This window comes from Pseudarthrobacter sp. NS4 (genome assembly GCF_024758005.1).
Lineage (GTDB): Bacteria > Actinomycetota > Actinomycetes > Actinomycetales > Micrococcaceae > Arthrobacter.
Window position 1 is genome coordinate 186,495 of the sequence record NZ_CP103288.1, and the last position, 22,810, is coordinate 209,304.

A 22,810-nucleotide genomic window follows, 5' to 3' on the forward strand; every position below is an offset into this window, starting at 1 on the left:
GGGAGCGCGGCCGCTGGCGCCACGCAGGTTTTAGGTGTTCTGGACGTGGTCCTTGGCTTCGGTGGCGCTGTCCTTGACGTCAGAAACTGCGGTTTGGCCTTCATCCTTGACGTGCGCGGCGGCGTCAGTGGCGGTGGCTTTGACGTTTTCCATGGCTTCCTGGGCCGGTTCCTTCATACCCTGGGCCATGTCCTTGGCTGCGTCGGTGAGCTGCGTGGTGACGGGTTCGGCAGCGCTCTTGATGGTCTGGGCTGCTTCGCGTTCCTTCTGGCTTGGCGGGATCAGGGAGGAGACGAGCAGGCCGGTGCCGAAGGCGATCAGGCCCGCGGCCAGGGGGTTGCCCTGGGCTTTAGCAGCCGCTTGGTGGGGTGTGTCAGCGATCGCGGATCCTGCGTCGCTGAGGCTGGAGCCGATGGCGGCTCCGGCATCACCCACGGTGGAACCTGCGGTGCCGGTGGCGGAGGAGACCTTGGACGTGGCGGTGTCCGCTGCTCCCATGACTTTTTCCTTCACGCCGACGACAGCGTTCCTGACCTTGTTCTTCGCCTTGCCGGTCTGCCGGTTCACGATGTTCGAGGGAGTGACCTTGTCGGCGACGGCGTCTACGTTGGTGCCCAGCCGTGCGCGGGTTTCTTCGACGTCGGCGCGGATGGCGTCGGGGTTCTCGCTGCTCATTTAGTGGCCTCCGTTGGGTTTGAGGGTGGGCGGGATTTCCTGGACGGTTTCGACGGTCTGGGGCATGCCTTTGATTTTCTTGAGTTCCTTGCGGCCGACCGCGGCGAGGATGGCGGCGATGATGCCCCAGATGACCGCCACGACGACGGCGGACCAGCCCAGGCCCATCAGCTGGCCCAGGGCGTACCAGAGGGCAATGGAGAGGAACACGAGCACGAAGTGCCCTGCCACGCCGGCGCCGGCGAGCATGCCGCCGCCCTTGCCGGCTTTTGTTGCGGACTGTTTCGCTTCGGCCTTGGCGAGCTCCAGTTCCTGGCGCATCAGGGTGGAAAGGTCCCGGGTGACGTCACCGAGGAGTTCCCCGAGGGAATTCGTGTCTGCCTTGGCGTGCGCGGGGGTGGGAGGAGGCTCCGGTATCTGACTGCTCACAGGGAACGACCTCCGCCCTCGACAAAAGGATCGTTGGGATCGCGCAGGGGAACCCCTGCCGAGCCCTGGCCCTCGAAGCCGGGCCGGGCGGGCTCGCCGTACGCAGTCCCTGCGTAGGTCATTGGAGTTGCCGGCGGCGCGTCATACAGCGGTGCACCCGGCGCTGACGCCAGGCTACTGTCGGTGACAGGCGGCCGGACGGGATACGGAGGCGCGGTTCCTGCGGCAGCTTCCGGTGCCGGGGTGCCGGCCTGCAGGCTGCGGCCCAGCCGGCCGGCGAGCAGGCCGGCGCCGGCGGCGAGGAGCAGGAAGGTGCCGGGGCGCTGGCGGGCGAAGGACTTGACTTCGTCGAGCAGTGATCCCGGGTCCCGGTTCTGCAACCACGTCGCCATCGACTCTGAACGGTCCGCGGCCTGGCGGATGAGGTCGGAGGCAACGCCCTGCTGCTCGGGGGCGTCGGCCATGGTGCGCAGCTGGGAGGAGATCGTGCGGATCCCTTCGGCTGCCTTTTGCTGCTGGGTGCCTGCCTGGTCCGAGAGGCCGGATTTTGCCTGATGCAGCAGATCCTTCGCGCTTGTTTTCGCTTCGGATGCGACGTTCGCGGCCTCGGCCTTGGCCGTTTCCGCCACCCCTTGGGCAGCGCCGGCAGCCTGCCCGGCCACGTTCGACGCTTCTTCCTTCACAGCATCCTTTTTGCTGCTGGCCCCGCCCTGCTCGGTAGATGGTGGGGCTGTTCCCGCGGTGCCGTAAGGGTCAGCGGTGTAGGGGTCAGACGCCTGCGGCCATGGGTTCTCTGTCATCGTTGCGCTCTCTTTCATCAAGGTCAGCTGGCGATCAAGAACTCACAAGAAGCGTAAGCACACTTGCTATTGGACACGCAAGACCCAAACCGCCCCGCATATTCCCCCAGCCAGGGGCGCGCGCCGGGGCTGCCTGAACTGGACGCTGCTTGAGCCAAAAAGTAATAAGTTCGCGGACGCACGGGAACCAACAGGACCCGGACAGCCTCGTCCAACACCGGACTACGCATGGGCAGACGCTTCCTGCGCCGCCCCGGCTATGAAGCCCCTGCTGTTAGGTAAGCCGTTCGATTTCGATGAACATGATCCAGTCCGTGGCCCGGGTTTCGATGGGGTATGCGGTGCCAGCGGGCGGGATCAGGCCGGAGGAGTAGCGCTACGCGCGGCCTCGGACCGGCGGGGCATGGCAGTCGGGGTGTGCTCCGTCCGGGTCTTCCTGGTGTCCCGGTGGCCGTGCCGGGCGGCTGCGCGCCGGCTGGCCGAGCCGCCCTGACGGTTGGAGTGGCAGTCGGGCCGCGGGCGCGGATCGTTGGTGACCCGGGGATGTCCGGGCGGAGATCGGTGAGCCGTTCCGGCGTGTTCGCGGACGGCCGCGATGCCGGCGACGGGGGTGGCTTGGTCGGGGAATGATCTGGAGAGGGCCATTACCGTCCCCGTCCTGGGGGCCTGGAGCCTGAATCGGAAGTGCTGGTTGTCGTCGGTGAAGAGTTCGAATATGCCGGTCATAGTGCCCTGGGCGGACCAGCCGCCAGTTGCCGCTGACACAACAACGCCAAATATCATTGCGTTTCACACCCCGGTTTTTGTAGCGAAACCCAGTGCCGGATTCTATATGCCGGTTCTTCCCGGCCGCGGCGGGTATTGATACATTGAGGCGGATGGGACATCTGTTGGGCTACGCCCGGGTATCAACCGGCAACCAGGACGCGGCCCTGCAGCAGGACGCCTTGAAGGCCGCCGGCCGCTACCGGATCTTTACGTCTTCCGGTTACCTAGAGTCCCGGCCAGAACTGACAAAGGTCCTTGTTCAGCTCCGGCCAGGGGACACTCTGGTCATGTGGAGACTGGACCGGATCGGCCAAGGAGGGGAAGATGGCCGACGGCGACGATGACGCGCTCGAACATGTGACCGAGCAGGCGACGCTGACCCCGCGGTACCTGATTTACATGACCATGGCGGGGGTACTGGCCGGGGTGGGCCTGCTGTCCAACTCCGTGCCCATCCTCGTCGGCTCGATGATCATCGCGCCCGCACTGCCACCCGTCGCGCTCGTCGCATTCGGCGTCGTTCATCGACGAGCGTCTCTGGTCGCACGGGGTGCGGGTGTCGCCGCCCTCGGTCTCGGCGGCGCCGCCGTCGCGGCCGTCTTGGCCGGCCTGCTCATGCAGGTCACCGACGTGATCCCGCCAGGCACCGAACTGCTCTCCAAGCCGATGCTTGAGGAGCGCGTCCGCCCCGGCTGGTGGAGCCTCGCCGCGGCGGTGGCCGGCGGCGTTGTCGGAGTCGTCGCGCTAACCGAGAAGAAGACCGACACGCTGATCGGGACCGTCGCCGCCTTGGCGCTCGTCCCGGCCGGCGCGGCGGCGGGCATCGCCGCACTGGCGGGCGACGGGGACCGGGCACTGGGAGGGTTGCTGCTCCTCGGTATGAACTTCGCGATGATCGTCGCGATGGGGATCCTCGTACTCGCCGTGCTGCGCCGAGAGGCTGCGCCGCTTCCGCTTACGATCTCCGTCGTACTCATCGCGGCCATTGTCGTGCTCATGGTCATCGCGCACACCACGGGCATGACACCAGGACAACCACCCGCGATCCAAAGTTCCTAGTGGGGCGGTAACGTTACCACTCCGGTATGTGCCGGCACCGCATAACCCCTTACGCTTGGAATGCTAAGCATGCTTTCTTGGTCTTCGTGGCCATACGCCTTCGCCGGCGTCGTTGTTACGCCGTACGGAGCGAGTGAACCGGGCGCTGGCTGAGCAGTTCTGACGTACGGATTCTGGGAAAAAAACGCCACGAATCATGGCACGGAAAGAGCCCCTTTTGCAGGTGCTCCCCGGGCTAATTTAAATGGCCGATAATGGATATAACTTCAACCTAAGTTGGTTGATGTTGCATCAGATGCATCATTCCTCACTCTCTTGGGCTTGGCCCGGCGCTTTTGAACTGGGGGCACTTCCAGCTCGGGCACGGCTCGCAGCATGAACCGATCAAAGTGTGGCACCGTGAAGCCCGCGTAGCCGTGGGCGGGTGTATAGAGCAGGCCCATGTTGATGAGTTCGGAGCGTGTAGGGGCCAGCTGGGTTGACTCGCGTCCCATGACGGCGGCGACCTCGGCGGCCTTTTGGGAGTCGGGGCCCAGCTGTGCCATGGCGCGCATGTAGGCGATCTGCAGCTGGGTGGCCCTGTCGAGCCGGACGCGGAAGAACGAGGAATCAAGTTTTGCCTCGTAGGCGTCCTTTGCGTCCTCCACATCTTCCAGGGTGATGAAGTCGCCGTCTGCGACTGCCCACACCTGGTACCCAAGTTCCTGCACAAAGTATGGATAGCCTTCAGTGAGTTCGAAGGCCCGGACCAGTGCATCGTCCTGGAAATGCACGTCTTCGATGCGCGCTGGCTCGGCCAGTGCTTTCTTGGCATCTTGGAAATCCAACGATCCGAGTTTCGGGAACTTGAAGAGCCGCTCGGCGTAGGATTTTGCGTCGCCGGCAAGCTCGGCGATCTGAGGCAACCCGGCACCGACAAACGTTACCGGGAGTTTCCTCTGCACCGATTTGTGGATCGCTTGGATGACGGCTTCGAGTTGTGACTGGCTCAGGAACTGGACCTCGTCGAACAGCAGCACCAAGCCCGTTCCGTGTTCCCTGGCAGCTTCGCCTATCGAAACCAGAACGTCCGTCAGGTCCAGGGTGAGACTGCCGTGATCGGCAAATCCCTCGGCGGCGTCGACATCGAGTGACAGGGTCGGAATACCCGAGGAAGGATCGATGGAAAGACTGAAGGACTGCAGGACCTGGGCAGCCTTCCGCGCTTTGGCTCCCCACTTGGCTCGTGGTGAAATTTGGTAGAGCGCGGCCCGCAGTTGCGAGTAGATAGTCCTGCGGAAGTGGTCATCATCGTGTTTGCTGGCCTCAAGCTCCAGCACCTTCCATCTAAACTCTTCTGCTATCTGGCGGAACTCCCCCAACAAAACGGTTTTGCCCACACCGCGAAGGCCGGTGATGATCATGGATTGATTGGTTCGGCCCTTGTCGAGCCTGCGCAGGAGGACCCGGAAGTCATCAAGGAGATCATCGCGGCCGATGACAATCTCCGGCGTAGCACCCGCGTTCGGCGTGTAGGGGTTGTTCACTGGATCCATGCCACTAACCTTACAAGCTTTACATCGCTTTATTAGATCCTAATAAAGGACCTGTTTTGTAATAAAGTCAGCCGCGGCCAGGCCCGAGGCTTAGTGGTAGACCTTCAGTTCGATCCGTTCGGGGATGTCGCCGACGAACTGTCCTTCGGTATCCCATCAGGGACCACACAACGTTCAGCGCCTGCGCCCGGTCCAGCGGCAAAAGCATTCTGGTCGTTCACGGCTGAACTTTCCTGGTTATAACCCGTGCCATCCTTGGGGTATGGCACGAACCTGGTTGTCGCTGACGGTGGAACTGCTGGGCGGTCGTGGTGAGGAGCTGTGGCCGTGGCCCGGGCGTATCTTTGCGGTTGGACCGTCGCACACCTTCATGGAACTCGCCAATGCCATCAATAATGCCTTTGCCCGATGGGACCGTTCGCACCTGTCAATGTTCACCCTGGCCGACGGCCGGGTAATCACTGATGAAGAGACCGGGGCCGAGATGGCAGCATCGATCGGTGGACCGCTCATCACCCCAATTAACATCGATGTCGCCAAGGTCGTACGGACGCTGGAGCCAGGGACTGAGTTTCAGTTCACGTTCGACCTCGGTGACGCCTGGACCCACCGCTGCATGGTCGGGGAGGTAAAGGTCGACCCGCTGGAGGTATTGGGTATCCGTCCTGATACACCCCTGCCGTACTGGGGCTGGGGCAGCATACCGGACCAGTACGGGCGCCGATGGGCTACGGACGCCGGGGAAAGCCAGGCGCCAGGTAAACCGAGCCGGCCGCACCCCATGCTGCTGCACGAATGGCCCGAACATGTGCAGGTGCCGGGGCTGGACCTGTCCGAGCTGCGTAAAGCTATCGGGGCGGGAGATGCGGCCCGCTTCCTGGCGGCGGTGACGGGACGCGACATCGATGGTGCTCTCCAACAGGTGGGGGCGGGCATCGCGATGGCGCTGGAGCACAGACGCCAGGAAGCCGAGCCGGTGGCTTTGTCGGTCATTAACCGGCTGACGAGGCGCGGCGGCGCTGGTGACCGGGTGCTGGCGGAGGATCTGCTGGCCGGTCTGCGCCGTATGCCGCTGGCAGGCCGAGTGGTGCCAATAGACCTCGACATGCTCAGCACCGTGCTCGAAGGGGACCTTGACTTGTCGACCGGCGGCTACGTGGACCTGCGCACCGGGCAGGTGTACGACGACAGCGCCACTGACCCGATGATCGTTGGGGAGGGCGCTGCAATCGACGTGGATGATGAGCCGGGGCGTTGGCTTCAACTCGACCGCACCGGTTCGCGGAATGCCTGGCAGGACATGGCGGCTTTCGCCGAGCGGCAGCATGATGATGCCCTCCGGGAGCGGCTGGAGCGGGTCATCGAAGGCAAAGGTGCCTTCGGCCGGTTCCGCGACCTCGTCCACGGAGAGAACCTCAGCGAACAATGGTACGCCTTCTCCACCGACCGCCAGATAGGCCGTGCCCGCGAGTTCCTCGCTGACAAAGGCATCCGCGCGGGCTGATGAGCCGGGCTGGTCAGCACCTGCGCCAGACCGTGCCGCCCGCCCGCGTATCCTCAAGCGTGGAGCAGCTGAGTAGGCCGATCGTGAGGTCAAGCACGGTCACAGAGTCGTCCCGGTGCAGGTTCCTGCGCAGTACAGGCTCTGAAGGAAGGAACACGGCGACTGCCTACCGATGAACCGTCACCCCTCCCCAACCCCCAGTACCACCACCACGGCCACGGCGGCCCACGTCACTGTGGTTCCTGAACCGCCGGACCCGCGTGTCCGCTGCAGCAACCCGCCCGACGCCACTAGGGTCTAGGCATGTCGAGAGGACGAATGGAGAGCACGGCAGGGGCTGCTCCCCTGCTGGCGGGGCAAACATCAATCGATGACGTCCTTGAGGAGCGGTATGACCTGACTCCCCAACTCCCTCTCCCTTGGGCCGCACTTGCCGCATCCCAGCGTCTTCACACCACACGAGATTCTGGATGAGCCACGGTCCCTGGGCGGTTAGGAAAGCCTTTCGATTTCGACGAACATGATCCACGCCGTGCCGCGGTTCCCGATCGTCTGTGCCGCTTCTGGGGCTCCGGCATAGCTTTGGCCGATGCTGAGCTCAACAGCGGTCTCAGTGCCGTCTTCAGCCGTCGCCCAAAGGATACCTTCAGTCAGGGGCACGACCACGTACTCGTACTCGTGAACGTGTGCCGGGATCGTGTCACCGGGCTCCAGCGCCCAACGCGTTACCCGGAAGGTGCCGTTATCGATCTGCGTCTCACTGATGCCATGTCGCTCCTGTTGCTCGCTGGGCTACTTTGCGGGTCAGCCGAGCCTAATCCATCCCACGCCAGGAGAGCTGGCCTGATGCGGCTCACCCGGCCCCTGGGCCAAATCTTCCCGGCCCTCAATCCCGGCTTTTCCCAAGCCATAGCTGGGACCGTAGCAGCGTCCCTGTATTCACGGTGGTGCCAACCACGTTCCTGGACGGCCGGGTCCGGTTACATACCCCCATCACCGGACCCGGCTCCCACCGGGACCTCTGCCACCCATTGCACTAAGACCCAGGAAGTAGCGCTGTGGAGGACAAACTGCCAGGAAATGGCTCGAAGACCGCGCCGCGCGGGCAACGCCAAAAAAGGGAGCTACACCAAGCGGGTCGCCGACTTGACCGGCGAGGTGATCGACAATGCCCTTAAAGCCGCCTGCCGCGGGACCAAACCGCTGCCCGTGACCGGACGCCGTAAGGGATGGTCCGCTCAACCAGCAGCAACGTGTTGCGCAAATTGCGCTGGGCCGCTTAAGGCCGTCAGGAACTTGGAACTTGCCTCGCCTTACTGCCGGCTTATTACCCTGCAGGAGGCCGGTGGTCCTCGATCAGACGCAAGGTCATGCGCTTTGCCCGCTCCGCCGACATCTCGTCGCCCTCCAGGATGGACAAAATACAGCCCTTAATGAGGATCATCAGAGACCGGGAGAAACCCTCGGTGTCCTCCAGACCCGCCTCCTCCGCTAAGGAAGTCAGATGAGCCCTGATCCTGTCCAAGCAGCCAATACATGCTTTGCCCAGACGGTGCTCCGGGCCCACCTCGAGAAGGACCTTGACGAAGGCGCAACCTTCAAAGTCGTCCCGCTGGAACCACTCAGCGAAAACATCGAAAATCGCCAGCAACTGCCCTTCAGGCGAACTTGCCCTTTGCGCCGCCCCAGCGGCCACGAGTCCAATTGTCCAGACTTCCTCCCGCCGCTGCAGGAAGGCCAGGACCACGTCGTCCTTGGAAGGAAAATGCCGGTAAAAAGTCGCTTTGGCCACCCCTGACGCAGCGATCAGCTCGTTGACGCCCACGTCCCGAACCCCCCGATGGGCGAAAAGGTCATACGCTGCGTCAAGAACACGCTCCCGCGCCCCCTGCCGGGCGGCAGGGCGCGAAGTTGCAGGAACGTCAGAAGGGCTAACAGCCATCATTTCCCTTGCCACCTCTGTTCATGGAAGACAAGGAGGCGTTGTCTTCTCGTTCATCCTGACAAACATCCGGGAGACCCGGGATGATCTGGACGTCTACGTCAGAGTCGTCGGCCTTCGCTGGCTCTTGCTGGAGCCACTCTTCCGCGTCTTCCAAGCTGAGGCCGTAGCCACTGCCGGCGGTGTTGCTGCCTTGGAAAACCACCGCGCTGGTGTCAGCATCCACAATCTTGAAGGTGCCATAGGTGCGTGAACGAGTATCGCTGGCCCTCGACTTCTCCAATCTGTAGCCCTGCCGCGCAGCATCCCGCCGGGCCTTGTCCTCACGTGCCTTCAAGGACCTATCGCTCTTGTTTTCCATAGATTAAGTGTCCTAGAAAGTGAGAGTTCTATATACAGGATGTCCTGGGGGAGCCCAGAGCAGTGCCAGAAGGTCCTTCCCAGAGGAAACGTCAAAACATTGCGGGGGTGCCTCGTCAGGTTGGGGTGTGCCCTAGCCGGACATCTTCGCGGCCTTGAGCCCTGTTCTCCGGACCTGATGCTCCGGTTCACAAGGGGCCATGAGGGAAGCCCTCGGCCGTATTCCGTGGCCCTCAAGGAAGTCCCGACGGTGTAATGGAACAGCAAGTCCTTGACAACGTGCTGTGAGTTGGCACACTCTGTTGCTTATCGTGATTGCTGTTGCTGAACATGGAACAGGGCACTTGCGTCCCCTACGAGGCAGAAGGTCCCACCATGCAGAAGGCATGCCCGTTCAGTGAACTGGCACCAGGGGAAGCGTCTGAACACGTTTCCCCCCGTCGCCGTCTTCCACACCGAGGAGGGCGAGCTCTTTGCCATTGACGACACGTGCAGTCACCAGGATGCCTCCCTGGCGGCGGCTGGGTCGAAGACTGCTGGGTCGAATGCCCGTTTCACGCCTCATGCTTTTACCTGGGCACCGGGAGCGTCGAGGCGCCACCGGCCAAACTCCCGGTACGTACACGAACTAACAGCGATCGACAGCGACATCATGATCACCGAATCCGACGGGGGTCCCAACCTCCCCCTGGCCTGACAAGGGACGGCCACATCTAATCCACCAACACATCCATCAGAGGAATAGTTCATGGCAATATCCACTGGAGCCGCTCTTCGCGACGGCGCCAATGACCCTTCCGCTCCCGGCAATGACGCCGACGTGGAACAGCTCGAGCAACACGAAGGCGACGAGCGGATCCTGCAAGAATTGCGGGAGAGCGAAACGGACCTTTCGGCCGGAAGGCATCGTCTTGGCCTCTCGCTCGAGGGTCTGGACAAGGTTATTTTCGGAGTGACAGGGGCCTTGGCACTGGCCTTTGTGGTCTGGGGCTTCACCAACTCCGCCTCCCTCGGAGCGACTTCCACCGCTGCGTTGGGATGGGTAATTGAAAACACCGGCTGGATCTTCGTAAGCCTGGCTTCTCTCTTTGTCGTTTTCGTCCTGTGGCTAGCACTGGGGCGGTTTGGCAGTATCCCGCTTGGCAGGGACGGCGAGAAGCCCGAGTTCCGGACCGTGTCCTGGATTGCCATGATGTTCAGCGCGGGCATGGGCATCGGACTGGTGTTCTACGGCGTGGCCGAACCGCTCTACCACTACGTGGCCCCGCCGCCGGGCACCGTGGCGGGCGTGACCCCGGAGGCAATCCAGACTGCTATGGCCACCTCCATTTTCCACTGGAGCGTCCATCCCTGGGCCATGTTCGCGGTTGTTGGCATCGCCATGGCCTACAGCACCTTCCGACTCGGTCGGCGCCAGCTCATTTCCTCGGCATTTGCTTCCCTTTTCGGGAAGCGCGCGGATGGACCCGCGGGCAAGGTCATCAATGGTCTGGCTATCTTCGCCACCCTCTTCGGCACCGCTGCTTCGCTGGGCCTGGGGGCCCTTCAAATTGCCAGCGGATTGCAGTTCAACGGCTGGGTCGGCGAAATTGGCTCTCCCGTGCTGGTCTTGATCATTACCGCACTGACAATTTGCTTTGTGGCCTCCGCGGCCTCAGGCATTGCACGCGGTATCCAGTGGCTCTCCAACATCAACATGGTGCTTGCTTTGGCACTGGCCGGAATTGTTTTCATTGTCGGCCCAACGCTGTTCATCCTGAACCTGATTCCCTCCGCAATCGGAGACTACATAGGGGATCTGCCGTCCATGGCTTCCCGGACGGAGGCCGTAGGGGACGAGGCGCTTCGTGAGTGGATGTCCGGTTGGACGATCTTCTACTGGGCATGGTGGGTGTCGTGGGCTCCGTTTGTCGGTATTTTCATCGCGCGCATCAGCCGGGGCCGCACTATTCGACAGTTTGTTACGGGCGTTCTGCTGGTGCCAAGCGTCGTCAGCGTCATCTGGTTCTCGATTTTTGGCGGCACTGCATTCGACATCCAGCAGCGTGCCAATGCCACGGCTGATGCTACCGACGGCTTGGTCCAAACGGTTGACGGCGCACCAAGCATCTCCTTCCAGGGCGCGCTGTTCGACCTGATCAGGAACCTTGAAGTCCCGCCGGCAGTCGGCATCGGAATTGCCCTGCTCGCCATGGTCCTGATCGGCATTTTCTTCGTCACCAGCGCTGATTCGGCCTCTATCGTCATGGGTTCCCTGAGCTCCAACGGACGCCTGGAACCGTCCAAGCGGGTGCTGATCTTCTGGGGAGTCCTGACCGGAGCCATCGCAGCTGTCATGCTGCTGGCCGGCGGAGACGACCCCGGCGCAGCACTGAACGGCCTGAAGAACATCACGATTGTCTCCGCACTGCCCTTCGCAGTAGTCATGTTCCTACTTTGCTTCGCCCTGGTCCGGGATCTGCGCCGCGATCCCATCGCTTTACGAAACCGCCTGGCGGAGTCCGTTGTCGAACGCGCCATCCGCACCGGTGTGGATGAACACGGCGGTGTCCAGTTCGACCTGGTGACCAAACACGAATCCGATGAACATCCCGATGATGTGCGCCGCCCACACACGCTGCAAGCAACCACGAGGGGAGACCAGTGACCCAGTTCTTCAGGGTCGCCTCACCAGCGCTACAGCAGGGGCAGGGGCGAGGACGGCGGAGTTCACCCTTACGCTGGCGTGCCCCGGACGGCCCGGCCTCGTCCTGCCCGTGACCACCTTCCTGGCCGACGGTGGCTTCGACATCGCGGAGCACCAGCAGTTCGATAACAACGTCCGTGGGAACTACAGCTGATATGTAGTTCTCGTTTGTCAAGAGCATGAGGAAGCAGTCCCAAGACTTGAGCCCCCTGGGACTGCTTCCTTTCATGTTGCCCGGCATTAGCGTGGTGAGCCGGGCCATACCCGCAACGAACGCACCATCGGTTCAGGGCCCCGCCAGGGCGAGAAGGTCCCCGTTACCATCCACTCGCACGTCACGGGCGTCCTGGTCCACGCATCCGGCGCCCTCTCAACACTCTTCATGAGCTTCGACGCCGTGACATCCAAGTCCCCAAACATTGAAATCCATGGCGAACGCGGATCAAACGTTGTGCCGGACCCGAACCACTTTGACGGTGAGGTCCAGCGGTTCTCCCTGGGCGCGGACGCGTGGGAGTCACTTCCGGTGTCCGCCGGCTACGTTGACGCCGGACGCGGGTTCGGTATCGCCGACCTTGCCTCACCCCACCCGGCGCCGAACCCCGGGCCGGCGGAACCCTGGCCTACCACGTCCTTGACGTCATGGAGTCAGTCCTCGAATCAGCCCACAGCGGCTCAACGATGCCCATCAACAGCACCATTGAGCGGCCGGCCACCGTCGAACTGACCACGCCTGCCCACGTGGCCATCCGTGCTTGTTAACCTGGCCCTCCCGCAGTACTGCTGGGGAGGCAGCAAACGGTGCTGGCCCATCTTCCGATTACGAACAAAAGAGGTGGCGACGATGAAGGAAAACCTTTGAAACCTGTTCCCAGCAGCCAAAATACAGAAGCCAACAGGATGTTCACCAAGACACCAAACCGCACATTGTCTATTCCGCATAGATCCCTACCTTCCCATGGACGGCTACCTAGGACTTCGCCCTGATCGTCCGGGCTGGGGAATCGACATTGATGAGGCGGCCCTCACGGAGTAATTACTAGGCCACTAAATTTTCGGCTGCGGTGTCCATGTGCAACCGGATGGTATTTCGGGCGAGGGACGCATCTCCTGTTTCGATGGCATCGACGATCTGCCGGTGGCGGTCCACGCTCATGTTGCTGACGCCCTTTTCCCGGCCGGCGAACATGATGGACATCCGGATGGAGCCTTCCAGTGATTCCCAAGAGTGGAGGAGCGTCTCGTTGCCGGTCAGGCGGCACAGGGTGCGGTGGAATTCGAGGTCCGATTCGATCCGTTCCTCAAGCGTTCCCTCGGCTGTCGCACTCATCGCATCGATAGCCGTGTGCAGGGATCCCGTGACGTGTTGCCGGTCCGGCAATTCGCAGAGGGTACGGGCGGCAAGTGATTCCAGGGCGGCGCGGACGGCGAAGATGTCGCGGATTTCCTTTTCGTCCAGGTGGCGGACGGAGAGCCGGCCGCGGGGTCCGGCGGAGAGCAGGCCTTCCTGCTCCAGCTGGCGCAAGGCTTCACGCAGCGTTCCCCGGCTGATCTGCAGCATCTCGGACAGTTCCGTTTCAACCAGGTGTTTGCCCGGTTCGAGGGCACCGCTGGTGATGGCGGTGCGCAGAGCGGAAAGGGCCTGCTCGCGGAGGCTCTTCTTTTGCAGTCCCAAAAGGGTTGCGGGTGCTCCGGCCGTCATGGTTTCCTCAATGTCAGGGGTCAACTGTCTACAGTTGTACTTGATCATACGCCCCCAGCGCGGAACGGTTCTTGACCTATCCGCGCTGGGGAGCTTGCGTCCTAGCCGAGTTCGGCGAGGACTTTGGCGACGATGCGGTCCACGGACAGGCCGTACCTTTCGTGGAGGGTGGGCAGTGCGCCGGCGTCGAGGAATTGGTCGGGGAGTCCCACGGGAACTACGCGCTTGCCGAGCCCTGCGGTGACGACGGCGGAGGCGACGGTTTCGAAGAGACCGCCAATCACGCTGTGGTTTTCCAGCGTGACGGCGAGGCGGTCGGTGTTGATTTCGGCCAGGACGGTGGCGGCGTCGAACGGTTTGATGGTGGGGGCATGGACGACGGCGACGTCGACGTTGTGTGCGGCGAGGGCCTTGGCTGCCTGCAGGGCGCGCATGGTCATCAGGCCGGAGGAGATGAACACGACGTCGTTGCCGCCGTGCAGGACTTTGGCTTTGCCGAGTTCGAAGGTGTAGTCGTACTCGTCCAGGACGGTGGGGACGTTACCGCGTAGCAGGCGCAGGTAGGTTGGGCCTTCGCTTGCTGCGAGCTGGGGGACGGCCTGTTCGATGTCGAGCGAGTCGCAGGGGTCAACGATGGTCAGGTTGGGCATGCCGCGGAAGATCGCCATGTCTTCGGTGGCCTGGTGGCTGGGGCCGTAGCCGGTGGTCAGGCCGGGCAGGCCGCCGACGATGTTCACGTTCAGGTTCGGCTCAGCGGCGTCCAGGCAGATGAAGTCATAGGCGCGGCGGGCGGCGAACACGGAGTAGGTGGATGCGAAGGGCACCATGCCGGTTTCGGCGAGCCCGGCCGCTGCGCCGAAGAGCAGCTGCTCGGCCATGCCCATCTGGAAGAAGCGTTCCGGGAAGGCCTTCGCAAAGATGTGCATGTCCGTGTATTTGCCCAGGTCCGCAGTGAGGCCGACGATTTTGTCGTTTTCCTGCGCGGCTTTAACCAGGGCGTGTCCGAACGGTGCGGAGGAGGTCTTCTGGCCCGGATCCGCGAAGGAAGCGATCATCGCGGAGGTCTTGAGCTTCGGCTTGGCCGCTGCTGCAGTGTCGGGGGCCTCGGCGGCGGTGGTGTTGGTGCTCATCGGGTGGCCTTTCCTTCGTATCCGGCGGTGAGCTGCTCGCGGCAGGTCTGCCATTCGTGTTCTTCGATGCGCATGAAGTGCGCCTTTTCGCGGTCTTCGAGCAGGGGGACGCCCCGGCCGACCTTCGTGTCGCACAGGATGACGGAGGGTCGTCCGACGGCGGCGGCCTGGGCGGCTGCGTTGTCGAATGCTTCCAGCAGCGCGGCCATGTCGTTCCCGTCCACCCGCTGGGTGTACCAGCCGAATGATTCCCACTTTTCGGTCACCGGCTCGGTACGGAGCACCGTGTCGGTCTTCCCGTCGGCCTGCAGGGCGTTGATGTCCACCATGGCGGTGAGGTTGCCCAGCTGGTGATGATGGGCGCCCATGGCGGCCTCCCATGTGGAGCCCTCGTCCAGTTCACCGTCCGAGAGGAAGTTGTAGACCCTGGCGTTGGAGCCCTGGTAGCGCAGGCCAAGGGCCATGCCGACGGCGAGGGTCAGGCCGTGGCCCAGGGAGCCGCCGGAGATTTCCATGCCCGGGGTGTAGGTGGACATGCCGGACATCGGCAGCCGCGAATCGTCGGAGCCGTAGGTTTCGAGTTCCTCCACCGGGACGATACCGGCTTCGGCAAGGGCTGCGTAGTGGCCGATCGCGTAGTGCCCGGTGGAGAGCAGGAACCGGTCCCGGCCCTCCCAGTGCGGGTCCTGGGCCTGGAAGCGGAGCTGGTCGGCGTATACCGCAGCGAGCATGTCAGCGGCACCGAGAGCCTGGCCCACGTACCCCTGGCCCTGGACCTCACCCATGTTCAGGGCGTGGTGCCGGATGCGGTACGCGGCGGCCGAAACGCGTTCAAGGCGCTCTGCACTTACCTCGGGTGTCTTGCTGTGTGATGTCGTTGCCTGTGTAGGAACCACAATCTGCCTTTCAAGTAATGGATGTAGCGCAGGATGTCTTCGATGGACCCTGGCTTGCGTTCGTTCGGCCGCTAACGGGTGGTTGCGAATTGGTCATGATGGTGTCCGCGCAGACTAAGAGCTTCATGGCGCGCTACTGATTCCCCTTCGAACAGCTGGTACCACTCCCTTGCAAGGTCAACTGTCGACAATGACAACCTAAGTGTGATCCACACCATGGACTTCTGTCAACCGCTAACTCCCGGGGTTGACTGTCAACATTGTTGGGCCGTAAGGTGGTGCAAGTCACTTTTGGCGGCGCGACGATCGATCAGGGCTGCCGGCCAGAAACAGGGACCAGAATCTCTGGACGTTGACAGCGGGCCATCGCACAGAGGCGATGTTCGCCCGGTAGTCCCTGGAAACAAGGAGGTTTTCCCATGGAAAGCAATGCAACACACAAGATCAGCCCTCTGCGCAGGCTTACAAAGGGACTCGCTGTCGCCGCAGTGATCGGATTAACCCTCACTGGTTGCAGTGGCGGCGCCGGCGGCGAAGGAGAGGCACGCCAGCTGTTGCTCGGCCACGGTGCTGACCCGTCAAATCCCCGCTCGGTAGCGGCTGATTTCTTCAAGGACCAGCTCGCTGAATCTACTGACGGGCAGCTTACGGTCCAGGTTCAGGGGTCCGAGCAGTTGGGCAGCGACTCCGAAATGATGGTCTCCCTGGCCTCTGGAACGCTCGACCTTACGGCCAACTCCCAGGGCGCCGTGTCGTCCAACGTGCCTGAGATGGCGCTCTTTGGCCTGCCCTTCCTGTTCGAATCGTCAGAGCATGCCTATCAGGTCGTTGACGGCCCGATCGGGGACGAGATCGCCAAGAAGGCCGAAAGCGCCGGGTTCAAGGTCCTGGCCTGGTGGGATAACGGTATCCGCGATGTCACCAACAGCAAGCGGCCCATCAACACCCCCGAGGACATCAAAGGCCTCAAAATCCGTACGCCGAACGATCCGATGACGATCGACATTTTCAACGCCCTTGAAGCGAATCCAACCCCGATGGCCTTCAGCGAGCTCTATCTTGCGCTGCAGCAGGGTGCGGTGGACGGCCAGGAAAACCCACTGACGAACATTGCCTCGTCCAAGCTCAACGAAGTGCAGAAGCACCTGGCCCGTACATCCCACAAATACGAGGTGACGCCCTTCATCATCAGCCTCAGCACGTGGGAATCCCTGTCACCCGAGCAGCAGGAAAAAGTCCAGACTGCTGCCGACGCAGCCCGTGACAAGCAGCGCGAACTCATGACCGAGCAGATCAGCAAGCTCTCAACGGAGCTTGCAAGCAGCATGGAGATCACCACTCCGGAACTGGAACCCTTCCGGAACGCCACGTCAAGTGTTTACGACAAGTGGTCCAAGGAACACCCCGAGCTCGTCAAGCAGATCCGCGAAGAAGCCGACGAGACCCGAGCAGAATTCACAGGAAAATGAAAAACCCACCCCCGGATCTCGCGATCGCTGACAGCGAAATTGAGTTCGATCCCAATAATCCACAGCCGATTGAGCAGCCTGACCCGCTCACCCTGGTAACGGACAAAGTCAACCTCTGGGCAACCTATGTCGGCGGGCTGATGGCGGTATTGGCATTCTTCGTCATCGGAGTGCTGCTTGTCATCGCCGTCATCCTACGGTTTGGCTTTAATGCCAGCTTGGACTACGCCACCGAAATCCCCACCTTCGCCTTCCCATGGCTGATTGCAGGAGGCGTCGTTGCAGCCATGGGACGGAACGGCCACCTGGCTGTGGATTACTTCGTCAACAAGGGGTCCGCCTCCCTCCAGCGCTACCTCGATGTGTTCGTCTGGGTCCTGTGCACGCTGGCCCTCGCGTTCCTTGTCTACGTCTCGACGCTCCTGATCCGCCCCTACACGTTCCAGAAGTCGCCCATCCTGGGACTTCCCATGCTACTGAGCTACGCGGCCTACATCTACATGGCCGTCAGCCTCACGGTGCAGTCCGCGGCGCGCGCCTGGACCGCTTTCCGCGGCAAAAACGTGCATTCAAAGGAGGTCCTCGGTGTTTGAGGTCGCTATCGCTGTTCTCGTCTTCATCGTCCTGCTGGTCATCAGCGTCCCTGTTTCCTTCTCACTGTTCATCGCCACCCTGGCCGGCCTGGCCCTCGTGGGCACATACCCGCTGCAGATCGTGGCCCAGCAATCGTTTGCGCCCGCATCCAACTTCCTGTTCCTGGCGATACCGTTCTTCATCCTGACGGCAGACCTGCTCGCGAGCGGCAAGCTCGGCCAGACCGTGATCGGGCTTGCCACAAAGCTCGTGGGCCGGTTCCGCGGCGGTGTGGGCCAGGCAAGCGTAGCCACGTCCGTTGTGTTTTCCGGGGTTTCCGGTTCTGCCGTTGCTGACGCCTCCGGACTGGGATCCGTCCTCATTCCCTGGAGCAAGAAAGTTGGCTACCCGGGGCCGTTCAATGCCGCAGTGAATGCGTCCTCGTCGGTGATCGGGGTCATCCTGCCCCCGTCCATCCCGATGATCCTCTTTGCCGCCACATCGGGTGTATCTGTAGCAGCCATCTTCCTGTCCGGGCTCGTGCCCGGAATCATCCTGGCTGTTGCCTACTTCGTCGTGTGCTGGGCAGTTGCCGCCAAAAAGGGCTTTCCCCGGATCAAGGTCCAGTTCAACCTGCGGAACCTCATGCGGGATCTCCTGCTCGCATTGCCGGCAGTGCTGATGCCGATCATCATGATCCGCGTCGTGCTGCTGGGCGGCATCGCCACCGTCACGGAAGTTGCTGTTCTTTCAGCTCTCTACGCCGTGCTGATCCGACTCATTTACAGGGACATCACGTTCCGCGGACTCCTCAACTCTCTGGTGAATACGGCAGCAGCCACCGGCGTAGTCATGCTGCTGATCATGATGTCCGAAGCGCTGAGCTGGTTCCTGACAGTTCAGCGCGCACCCCAGGAAATAGCAGAATCACTGCTGGCCAATGTCGGTTCTCCTTTGCTCATTCTGCTGCTCATCAACCTCATCCTGCTCCTCATCGGCGCATTCCTGGACATGTCCCCGGCCATTCTTCTGCTGACCCCGGTGCTCATGCCCATCGCAGACGCCATCGGCCTGGACCCGATCCAGCTCGGCATGATCATGATCCTCAACCTGGGCATCGGACTCTTCACACCGCCGGTGGGAACAACGCTCTACATATCTACAGCCATTGCCAAGGAGCCCATCGAGAAAACTGTGATGGCCCTGTTGCCGTTCTACGCCGCATCTGTGGCTGTCCTCCTGGCCGTGACGTATATTCCTGCGCTCACCAGCTTCGGGCGATAGCCACTGCAAGCTCCACAATTCATGTTTCCAATTCGGAGGAATGCCGAAATGTTCAACCCCAGACTCGGCTGCTCATCCATCAGCTTCCGCCACCAGGACCTGGGCACCGCCCTCCAGACCATAGCGGGCCTTGGCTTCGAGGAAATCGATCTGGGCGCCCTTCCCGGCGTGTGCAACCACGTCCCGTATGAACTGGACATGGCAGCTGTTGCTGCTGTTTCCGCTGAAGTGAATGCATCCGGTCTCCGGGTGCGCTCCGTGAACGGGGACATCGGCGACCTCAACGCCGTACTCGGCACCGAGGAAACGGCTGCCCGCGGCCGGCACCTGGATGCGCTCCTGGCTCTTACGGCCAACATCGGAGCACAGGCCCTTGTCCTGCCGTGCGGTGCCCTCAGCCATGCCCCTGTCCGGAACCTCGGACAGGATCTGGACACCGTTGTGGAGCAGCTGCAGCGGGCCCGGCAGCGGGCGGCTGACTTCGGCGTCGAACTCTGGACCGAGTCCCTGCACTTCCTCCGCCTGTGCTGGAACCTGGAGCGGGCAGAGCTGCTGGCCCAGCGGCTGGAAGGCTCCGGCGTCGGGATTGTCATGGACTTCAGCCACATCGTCGCTGCCGGCGAGGATCCCCGGGAGTACCTGGCACGGCACCGGGGACGTATTGCCCACGTCCACCTGCGCGACGCCGTTCCGGGAAATATCAACCTCAGCATCGGAAACGGCCATGCGGACTTTGCCGCAGGCCTCAGACAGCTTTCCGCGGATGGCTACACCGGCCACTTCTCCCTGGAACTTGAGACACGGGATGTCGTCACCAACGACGAACGGCCGGCAGCCGCCGCCAAAGCAGCCAGCTTCATCTCAGATCTCATCTGAACCACCACATCAAAGCACTCATCAAAACCACTTATTGCCAACGTAGGAGCATCATGAGCAACACCATCCAGCGCACCGCCGTCCTCACCGGAGCTACCTCCGAGCGTGGCATTGGTATCACCACCGCCCGCCGCTACGCCCGCGAGGGCTGGGGCGTCGTCATCCTGGACCTCGACGGCGAGAAGTCCGCCAAGGTGGCAGCCGAGATCGGCAACGAATTCGGCGTCCCGGCGTACGGGCACGAGATCGATGTTGCCAATGAAGGGTCCGTCAACGCGGCCTACCAGGCAGTCAGGGCTGAAGTCAGCCAAGGTAACCTGCCGCCGGTCGGCGCTCTTGCCAACATCGCCGGCATCACCTCACCGCTTCCATTCCTGGAGACCACGCTGGAGCTGTGGCACAAGGTCATGGACGTGAACGCCACTGGCACCTACCTGGTGACCAAGGCCTTCCTGCCGGACATGATCGACAACGGCTGGGGCCGGATCGTAAACATGTCCTCAGTCTCCGCCCAGCGTGGCGGCGGCGTGTTCGGCAAGGTTCCCTACTCCGCTGCCAAGGCAGCCATCCTGGGCTTCACCAAGGCACTTGCCCGCGAACTGGGTACCACCGGCGTCACGGTCAACGCCATCACCCCCGGCGCCGTGGACACCAACATCCGCGTGGGCAGCACCGAGGAGCAGGAAGCGGCCATCAACGCCGGTATTCCCCTGGGCCGGAACGCCACCACGGAGGAAGTCGCCGCCGTCATCACCTTCCTGTCCTCCGAGGACTCGGCGTACCTCACGGGTACCACCATCGACATCAACGGCGGAAGCCACATCCACTAACAGCCCAGCCAGCCCAGCTACATCACGGACGTCAAGGAAGCCCATCATGACAAGAATCTTCAACGATCCCTCGGACTTTGCCGAGGAGGCCCTGGCGGGCTTTTGCGACGTCCACGCCGACCTGGTGCGCCAGGTTCCCGGCGGAGCCGTCCGGCGCGTCCGTTCTGCGAAACCCAAGGTGGCGGTCCTCGCCGGTGGCGGTTCCGGCCATTACCCGGCGTTCGCTGGCCTCATCGGAACGGGATTTGCGGACGGCGCCGTGGTGGGCAACATTTTCACCTCGCCCTCCGCCCAACAGGCCTACTCGGTGGCCAAGGCAGCTGAGTCAGGCGCCGGCGTCGTGTTCACCTACGGCAACTACGCCGGCGACGTGATGAACTTCGGTATGGCCAGCGAACGCCTTGCTGCGGAAGGCATTGCCGTCGAAAACGTGCTGGTCACTGACGACATCGCCAGCGCCCAGCCGTCCGAAGCGGGTAAGCGCCGCGGTATTGCCGGTGACTTCACTGTCTTCAAGATCATGGGTGCAGCCGCCGAAACGGGTGCGGACATGGCTAAGGTGGTCCGTCTGGGCCGGAAAGCAAACTCCCGGACCCGCACCATCGGCAGCGCCTTTTCGGGCTGCACGTTTCCCGGCGCGGATTCACCGCTGTTCTCCCTTCCGGAGGGGCAAATGGGCCTGGGGCTCGGGATCCACGGTGAGCCAGGGCTGCTCGACACAGACCTGCCGCCGGCAAAGGAGCTCGGCCGTGAGCTGGTGAACCGCCTGCTCGCCGAAACTCCGCCGAATGCGGGGGACCGGATCGCGGTAATCCTCAACGGACTCGGTTCCACCAAGCACGAAGAACTCTTCGTACTCTGGGGGACAGTGGCACCCCTCCTCCGCGAGGCCGGCTACACCCTGGTGATGCCAGAAGTCGGAGAGCTCGTCACCAGCCTGGACATGGCAGGTGTCTCACTCACCGTCACCTGGCTCGATGAGGAACTCGAGCCCCTCTGGGTTGCCCCTGCAGAAACACCCGCCTACCGGCGCGGCAACGCAGTCCGGGAAGCCGGAGCTGTGGCCGTTGAAGGAGTGTCCGACGACGGCGCGGCCGCTGATGCGTTCGTCGCCACCGAAGGATCCCGGCAATATGCCACTGCCTGCGTTGCTGCGCTGGACGCCGCCCGGTCCTTGCTGCACGATGCCGAGGAGCGCCTCGGCAGGATGGATGCGGTTGCCGGCGACGGCGACCACGGGCGGGGCATGGTGCGTGGGATTGACGCCGCTGCCTCGACCGCTTCCGCCGCCCTGGAACAAGGCGCCGGGGCCGGAGACGTACTGGCAGCTGCAGGTGATGCCTGGGCAGACAAGGCCGGCGGAACATCCGGCGTCCTGTGGGGAGCAGGGCTCAGGGCACTCGGGGAAACACTGGGCAACGGCTCCATTCCGGAAGCCCGGGAGCTGGGCGCCGCCATAACCGCCTTTGCGGACCGTATTGTGCAGCTCGGCAAGGCGGAAACCGGCGACAAGACCATGGTGGACGCCCTGCTGCCTTTTGCTGCGGGCTTCAACCGCCTGGTGGCGGAAGGCGTACAGCCTGGCGCGGCATGGGAAGAAGCTGCCGGCGACGCGACAGCCGCCGCCGAAGCCACTGCTCAACTTCTTCCGCTGAAGGGCCGCGCCCGGCCGCTGGCGGAGAAGAGTTTGGGCACCGCCGACCCGGGTGCCACATCGCTGGCGATGATTTTCACCGTGATGGGTCCCCACCTGACAACGGTTCCCACCACGTCACCATACAAGAAGGTTGGATCACAAGCATGAACGCAACAGGGCAAACTACCGGTCTGCGGCTCATCGTGGGCGCCGATGAGGCAGGCGTTGACTACAAGGACAAGATCCTCGAGGACCTCCGGCAGGATCCCCGGGTCAGCCAAGTGATCGATATTGGAGTCAACCGTTCCGATGCTCTGGATGACTTCACCAAGCCGTACCCTTACGTGGGAATCGCGGCGGGCGAAATGATCAGGGACGGTGCAGCGGACCGCGCCATCCTCTTCTGCGGCACCGGAATCGGCGTTGCCATCGCAGCCAACAAGGTGGAGGGAATCAGGGCCACCGCGGCCCACGATTCCTTCTCCGTGGAACGCTCCATTCTGTCCAACGACTGCCAGGTCCTCACCATGGGCCAGCGCGTGGTGGGCATCGAACTTGCCCGCCGGCTCGCCAGGGAATGGATCGGGTACACCTTCGATCCTGCCTCCGCCTCTGCAGGCAAAGTCAAGGTCCTCACGGACTTCGAAGCGTGCTAG

The 22,810-nt window shown here is 62.7% G+C and carries 22 protein-coding genes and 2 pseudogenes; 13 read left to right on the plus strand and 11 right to left on the minus strand.

Annotated elements, in window-relative coordinates; translation table 11 throughout:
* Positions 1–30: 30 nt before the first annotated feature.
* The 4 genes from NXY83_RS00850 to NXY83_RS00865 all read right to left on the minus strand — a co-directional run bounded on the left by NXY83_RS00850 (position 31) and on the right by NXY83_RS00865 (position 2,669).
* The gene (locus NXY83_RS00850; RefSeq protein WP_258804240.1) at positions 31–675 is read right to left on the minus strand and encodes a DUF3618 domain-containing protein; all 645 of its coding nucleotides are present in this window, start codon (positions 673–675) and stop codon (positions 31–33) included.
* Complete coding sequence (locus tag NXY83_RS00855) at positions 676–1,104, minus strand: phage holin family protein (RefSeq protein WP_258804241.1); 429 nt, start codon at positions 1,102–1,104, stop codon at positions 676–678.
* Positions 1,101–1,904 (minus strand): hypothetical protein, encoded by an 804-nt coding sequence (locus tag NXY83_RS00860; RefSeq protein WP_258804242.1) that lies wholly within the window; start codon positions 1,902–1,904, stop codon positions 1,101–1,103. Before NXY83_RS00860 ends, NXY83_RS00855 begins: the two co-directional genes overlap by 4 nt.
* 357 nt (positions 1,905–2,261) lie before the next feature.
* Entirely contained in the window at positions 2,262–2,669 is a 408-nt protein-coding gene (locus NXY83_RS00865; protein WP_258804243.1) for a YegP family protein, read from the minus strand.
* A 113-nt stretch (positions 2,670–2,782) separates the two neighbouring features.
* Here NXY83_RS00865 and NXY83_RS00870 point away from each other — a divergent pair, with 113 nt between their 5' ends.
* Positions 2,783–3,016 (plus strand): recombinase family protein, encoded by a 234-nt coding sequence (locus NXY83_RS00870; protein WP_258804244.1) that lies wholly within the window; start codon positions 2,783–2,785, stop codon positions 3,014–3,016.
* Complete coding sequence (locus tag NXY83_RS00875) at positions 2,997–3,731, plus strand: DUF389 domain-containing protein (RefSeq protein ID WP_258804245.1); 735 nt, start codon at positions 2,997–2,999, stop codon at positions 3,729–3,731. The genes NXY83_RS00870 and NXY83_RS00875 overlap by 20 nt, the downstream gene beginning before the upstream one ends.
* A 266-nt stretch (positions 3,732–3,997) precedes the next feature.
* Here NXY83_RS00875 and NXY83_RS00880 read toward each other — a convergent pair whose 3' ends face one another.
* A complete protein-coding gene (locus NXY83_RS00880) occupies positions 3,998–5,266 on the minus strand; it encodes an ATP-binding protein (RefSeq protein WP_258804246.1) in 1,269 nt (422 codons plus the stop codon).
* A gap of 262 nt (positions 5,267–5,528) precedes the next feature.
* Here NXY83_RS00880 and NXY83_RS00885 point away from each other — a divergent pair, with 262 nt between their 5' ends.
* Complete coding sequence (locus NXY83_RS00885) at positions 5,529–6,770, plus strand: plasmid pRiA4b ORF-3 family protein (RefSeq protein ID WP_258804247.1); 1,242 nt, start codon at positions 5,529–5,531, stop codon at positions 6,768–6,770.
* Between the two features lie 492 nt (positions 6,771–7,262).
* Here NXY83_RS00885 and NXY83_RS00890 read toward each other — a convergent pair whose 3' ends face one another.
* The 3 genes from NXY83_RS00890 to NXY83_RS00900 form a co-directional block, all read right to left on the minus strand.
* The gene (locus NXY83_RS00890; RefSeq protein WP_258804248.1) at positions 7,263–7,430 is read right to left on the minus strand and encodes a hypothetical protein; all 168 of its coding nucleotides are present in this window, start codon (positions 7,428–7,430) and stop codon (positions 7,263–7,265) included.
* 667 nt (positions 7,431–8,097) lie between these two features.
* The gene (locus tag NXY83_RS00895; protein WP_309484113.1) at positions 8,098–8,595 is read right to left on the minus strand and encodes a TetR/AcrR family transcriptional regulator; all 498 of its coding nucleotides are present in this window, start codon (positions 8,593–8,595) and stop codon (positions 8,098–8,100) included.
* A 106-nt stretch (positions 8,596–8,701) separates the two neighbouring features.
* Positions 8,702–9,073, minus strand: a complete 372-nt coding sequence (locus NXY83_RS00900) for a hypothetical protein (protein WP_258804249.1) — start codon at positions 9,071–9,073, stop codon at positions 8,702–8,704.
* A gap of 396 nt (positions 9,074–9,469) precedes the next feature.
* Here NXY83_RS00900 and NXY83_RS20975 point away from each other — a divergent pair.
* The 3 genes and pseudogenes from NXY83_RS20975 to NXY83_RS00910 form a co-directional block, all read left to right on the plus strand.
* Positions 9,470–9,789, plus strand: a pseudogene (locus tag NXY83_RS20975) (Rieske 2Fe-2S domain-containing protein).
* Positions 9,790–9,820: 31 nt separating this feature from the next.
* Positions 9,821–11,719 (plus strand): BCCT family transporter, encoded by a 1,899-nt coding sequence (locus tag NXY83_RS00905; protein WP_258804250.1) that lies wholly within the window; start codon positions 9,821–9,823, stop codon positions 11,717–11,719.
* Positions 11,720–12,005: 286 nt separating this feature from the next.
* A pseudogene (locus NXY83_RS00910) lies at positions 12,006–12,520 on the plus strand (gfo/Idh/MocA family oxidoreductase); the annotation flags it as partial.
* Between the two features lie 277 nt (positions 12,521–12,797).
* On the opposite strand, the gene NXY83_RS00915 reads toward NXY83_RS00910, so the two are convergent.
* From NXY83_RS00915 to NXY83_RS00925, 3 genes are all read right to left on the minus strand, one after another.
* Entirely contained in the window at positions 12,798–13,460 is a 663-nt protein-coding gene (locus NXY83_RS00915; RefSeq protein ID WP_258806380.1) for a GntR family transcriptional regulator, read from the minus strand.
* 101 nt (positions 13,461–13,561) lie between these two features.
* A complete protein-coding gene (locus tag NXY83_RS00920) occupies positions 13,562–14,590 on the minus strand; it encodes a transketolase family protein (protein ID WP_258804251.1) in 1,029 nt (342 codons plus the stop codon).
* Positions 14,587–15,486, minus strand: coding sequence for a transketolase (locus tag NXY83_RS00925; RefSeq protein WP_258804252.1), 900 nt, complete (start codon positions 15,484–15,486; stop codon positions 14,587–14,589). The genes NXY83_RS00920 and NXY83_RS00925 overlap by 4 nt, the downstream gene beginning before the upstream one ends.
* A gap of 419 nt (positions 15,487–15,905) precedes the next feature.
* Here NXY83_RS00925 and NXY83_RS00930 point away from each other — a divergent pair, with 419 nt between their 5' ends.
* Genes NXY83_RS00930 through NXY83_RS00960 form a run of 7 tightly spaced genes read left to right on the plus strand, consistent with a single transcriptional unit; the run spans position 15,906 to position 22,810 of the window.
* A complete protein-coding gene (locus NXY83_RS00930) occupies positions 15,906–16,955 on the plus strand; it encodes a TRAP transporter substrate-binding protein (protein ID WP_258804253.1) in 1,050 nt (349 codons plus the stop codon).
* On the plus strand, positions 16,952–17,548 hold the full coding sequence (locus tag NXY83_RS00935; RefSeq protein ID WP_258804254.1) for a TRAP transporter small permease: 597 nt from the start codon (positions 16,952–16,954) through the stop codon (positions 17,546–17,548). Before NXY83_RS00930 ends, NXY83_RS00935 begins: the two co-directional genes overlap by 4 nt.
* Entirely contained in the window at positions 17,541–18,812 is a 1,272-nt protein-coding gene (locus tag NXY83_RS00940; protein WP_258804255.1) for a TRAP transporter large permease, read from the plus strand. The genes NXY83_RS00935 and NXY83_RS00940 overlap by 8 nt, the downstream gene beginning before the upstream one ends.
* A 48-nt stretch (positions 18,813–18,860) precedes the next feature.
* Entirely contained in the window at positions 18,861–19,688 is an 828-nt protein-coding gene (locus NXY83_RS00945; protein WP_258804256.1) for a sugar phosphate isomerase/epimerase family protein, read from the plus strand.
* A gap of 53 nt (positions 19,689–19,741) precedes the next feature.
* Positions 19,742–20,518 (plus strand): SDR family NAD(P)-dependent oxidoreductase, encoded by a 777-nt coding sequence (locus NXY83_RS00950; protein ID WP_258804257.1) that lies wholly within the window; start codon positions 19,742–19,744, stop codon positions 20,516–20,518.
* A gap of 46 nt (positions 20,519–20,564) precedes the next feature.
* Complete coding sequence (locus NXY83_RS00955) at positions 20,565–22,322, plus strand: dihydroxyacetone kinase family protein (RefSeq protein WP_258804258.1); 1,758 nt, start codon at positions 20,565–20,567, stop codon at positions 22,320–22,322.
* Complete coding sequence (locus tag NXY83_RS00960; protein ID WP_258804259.1) at positions 22,319–22,810, plus strand: RpiB/LacA/LacB family sugar-phosphate isomerase; 492 nt, start codon at positions 22,319–22,321, stop codon at positions 22,808–22,810. Before NXY83_RS00955 ends, NXY83_RS00960 begins: the two co-directional genes overlap by 4 nt.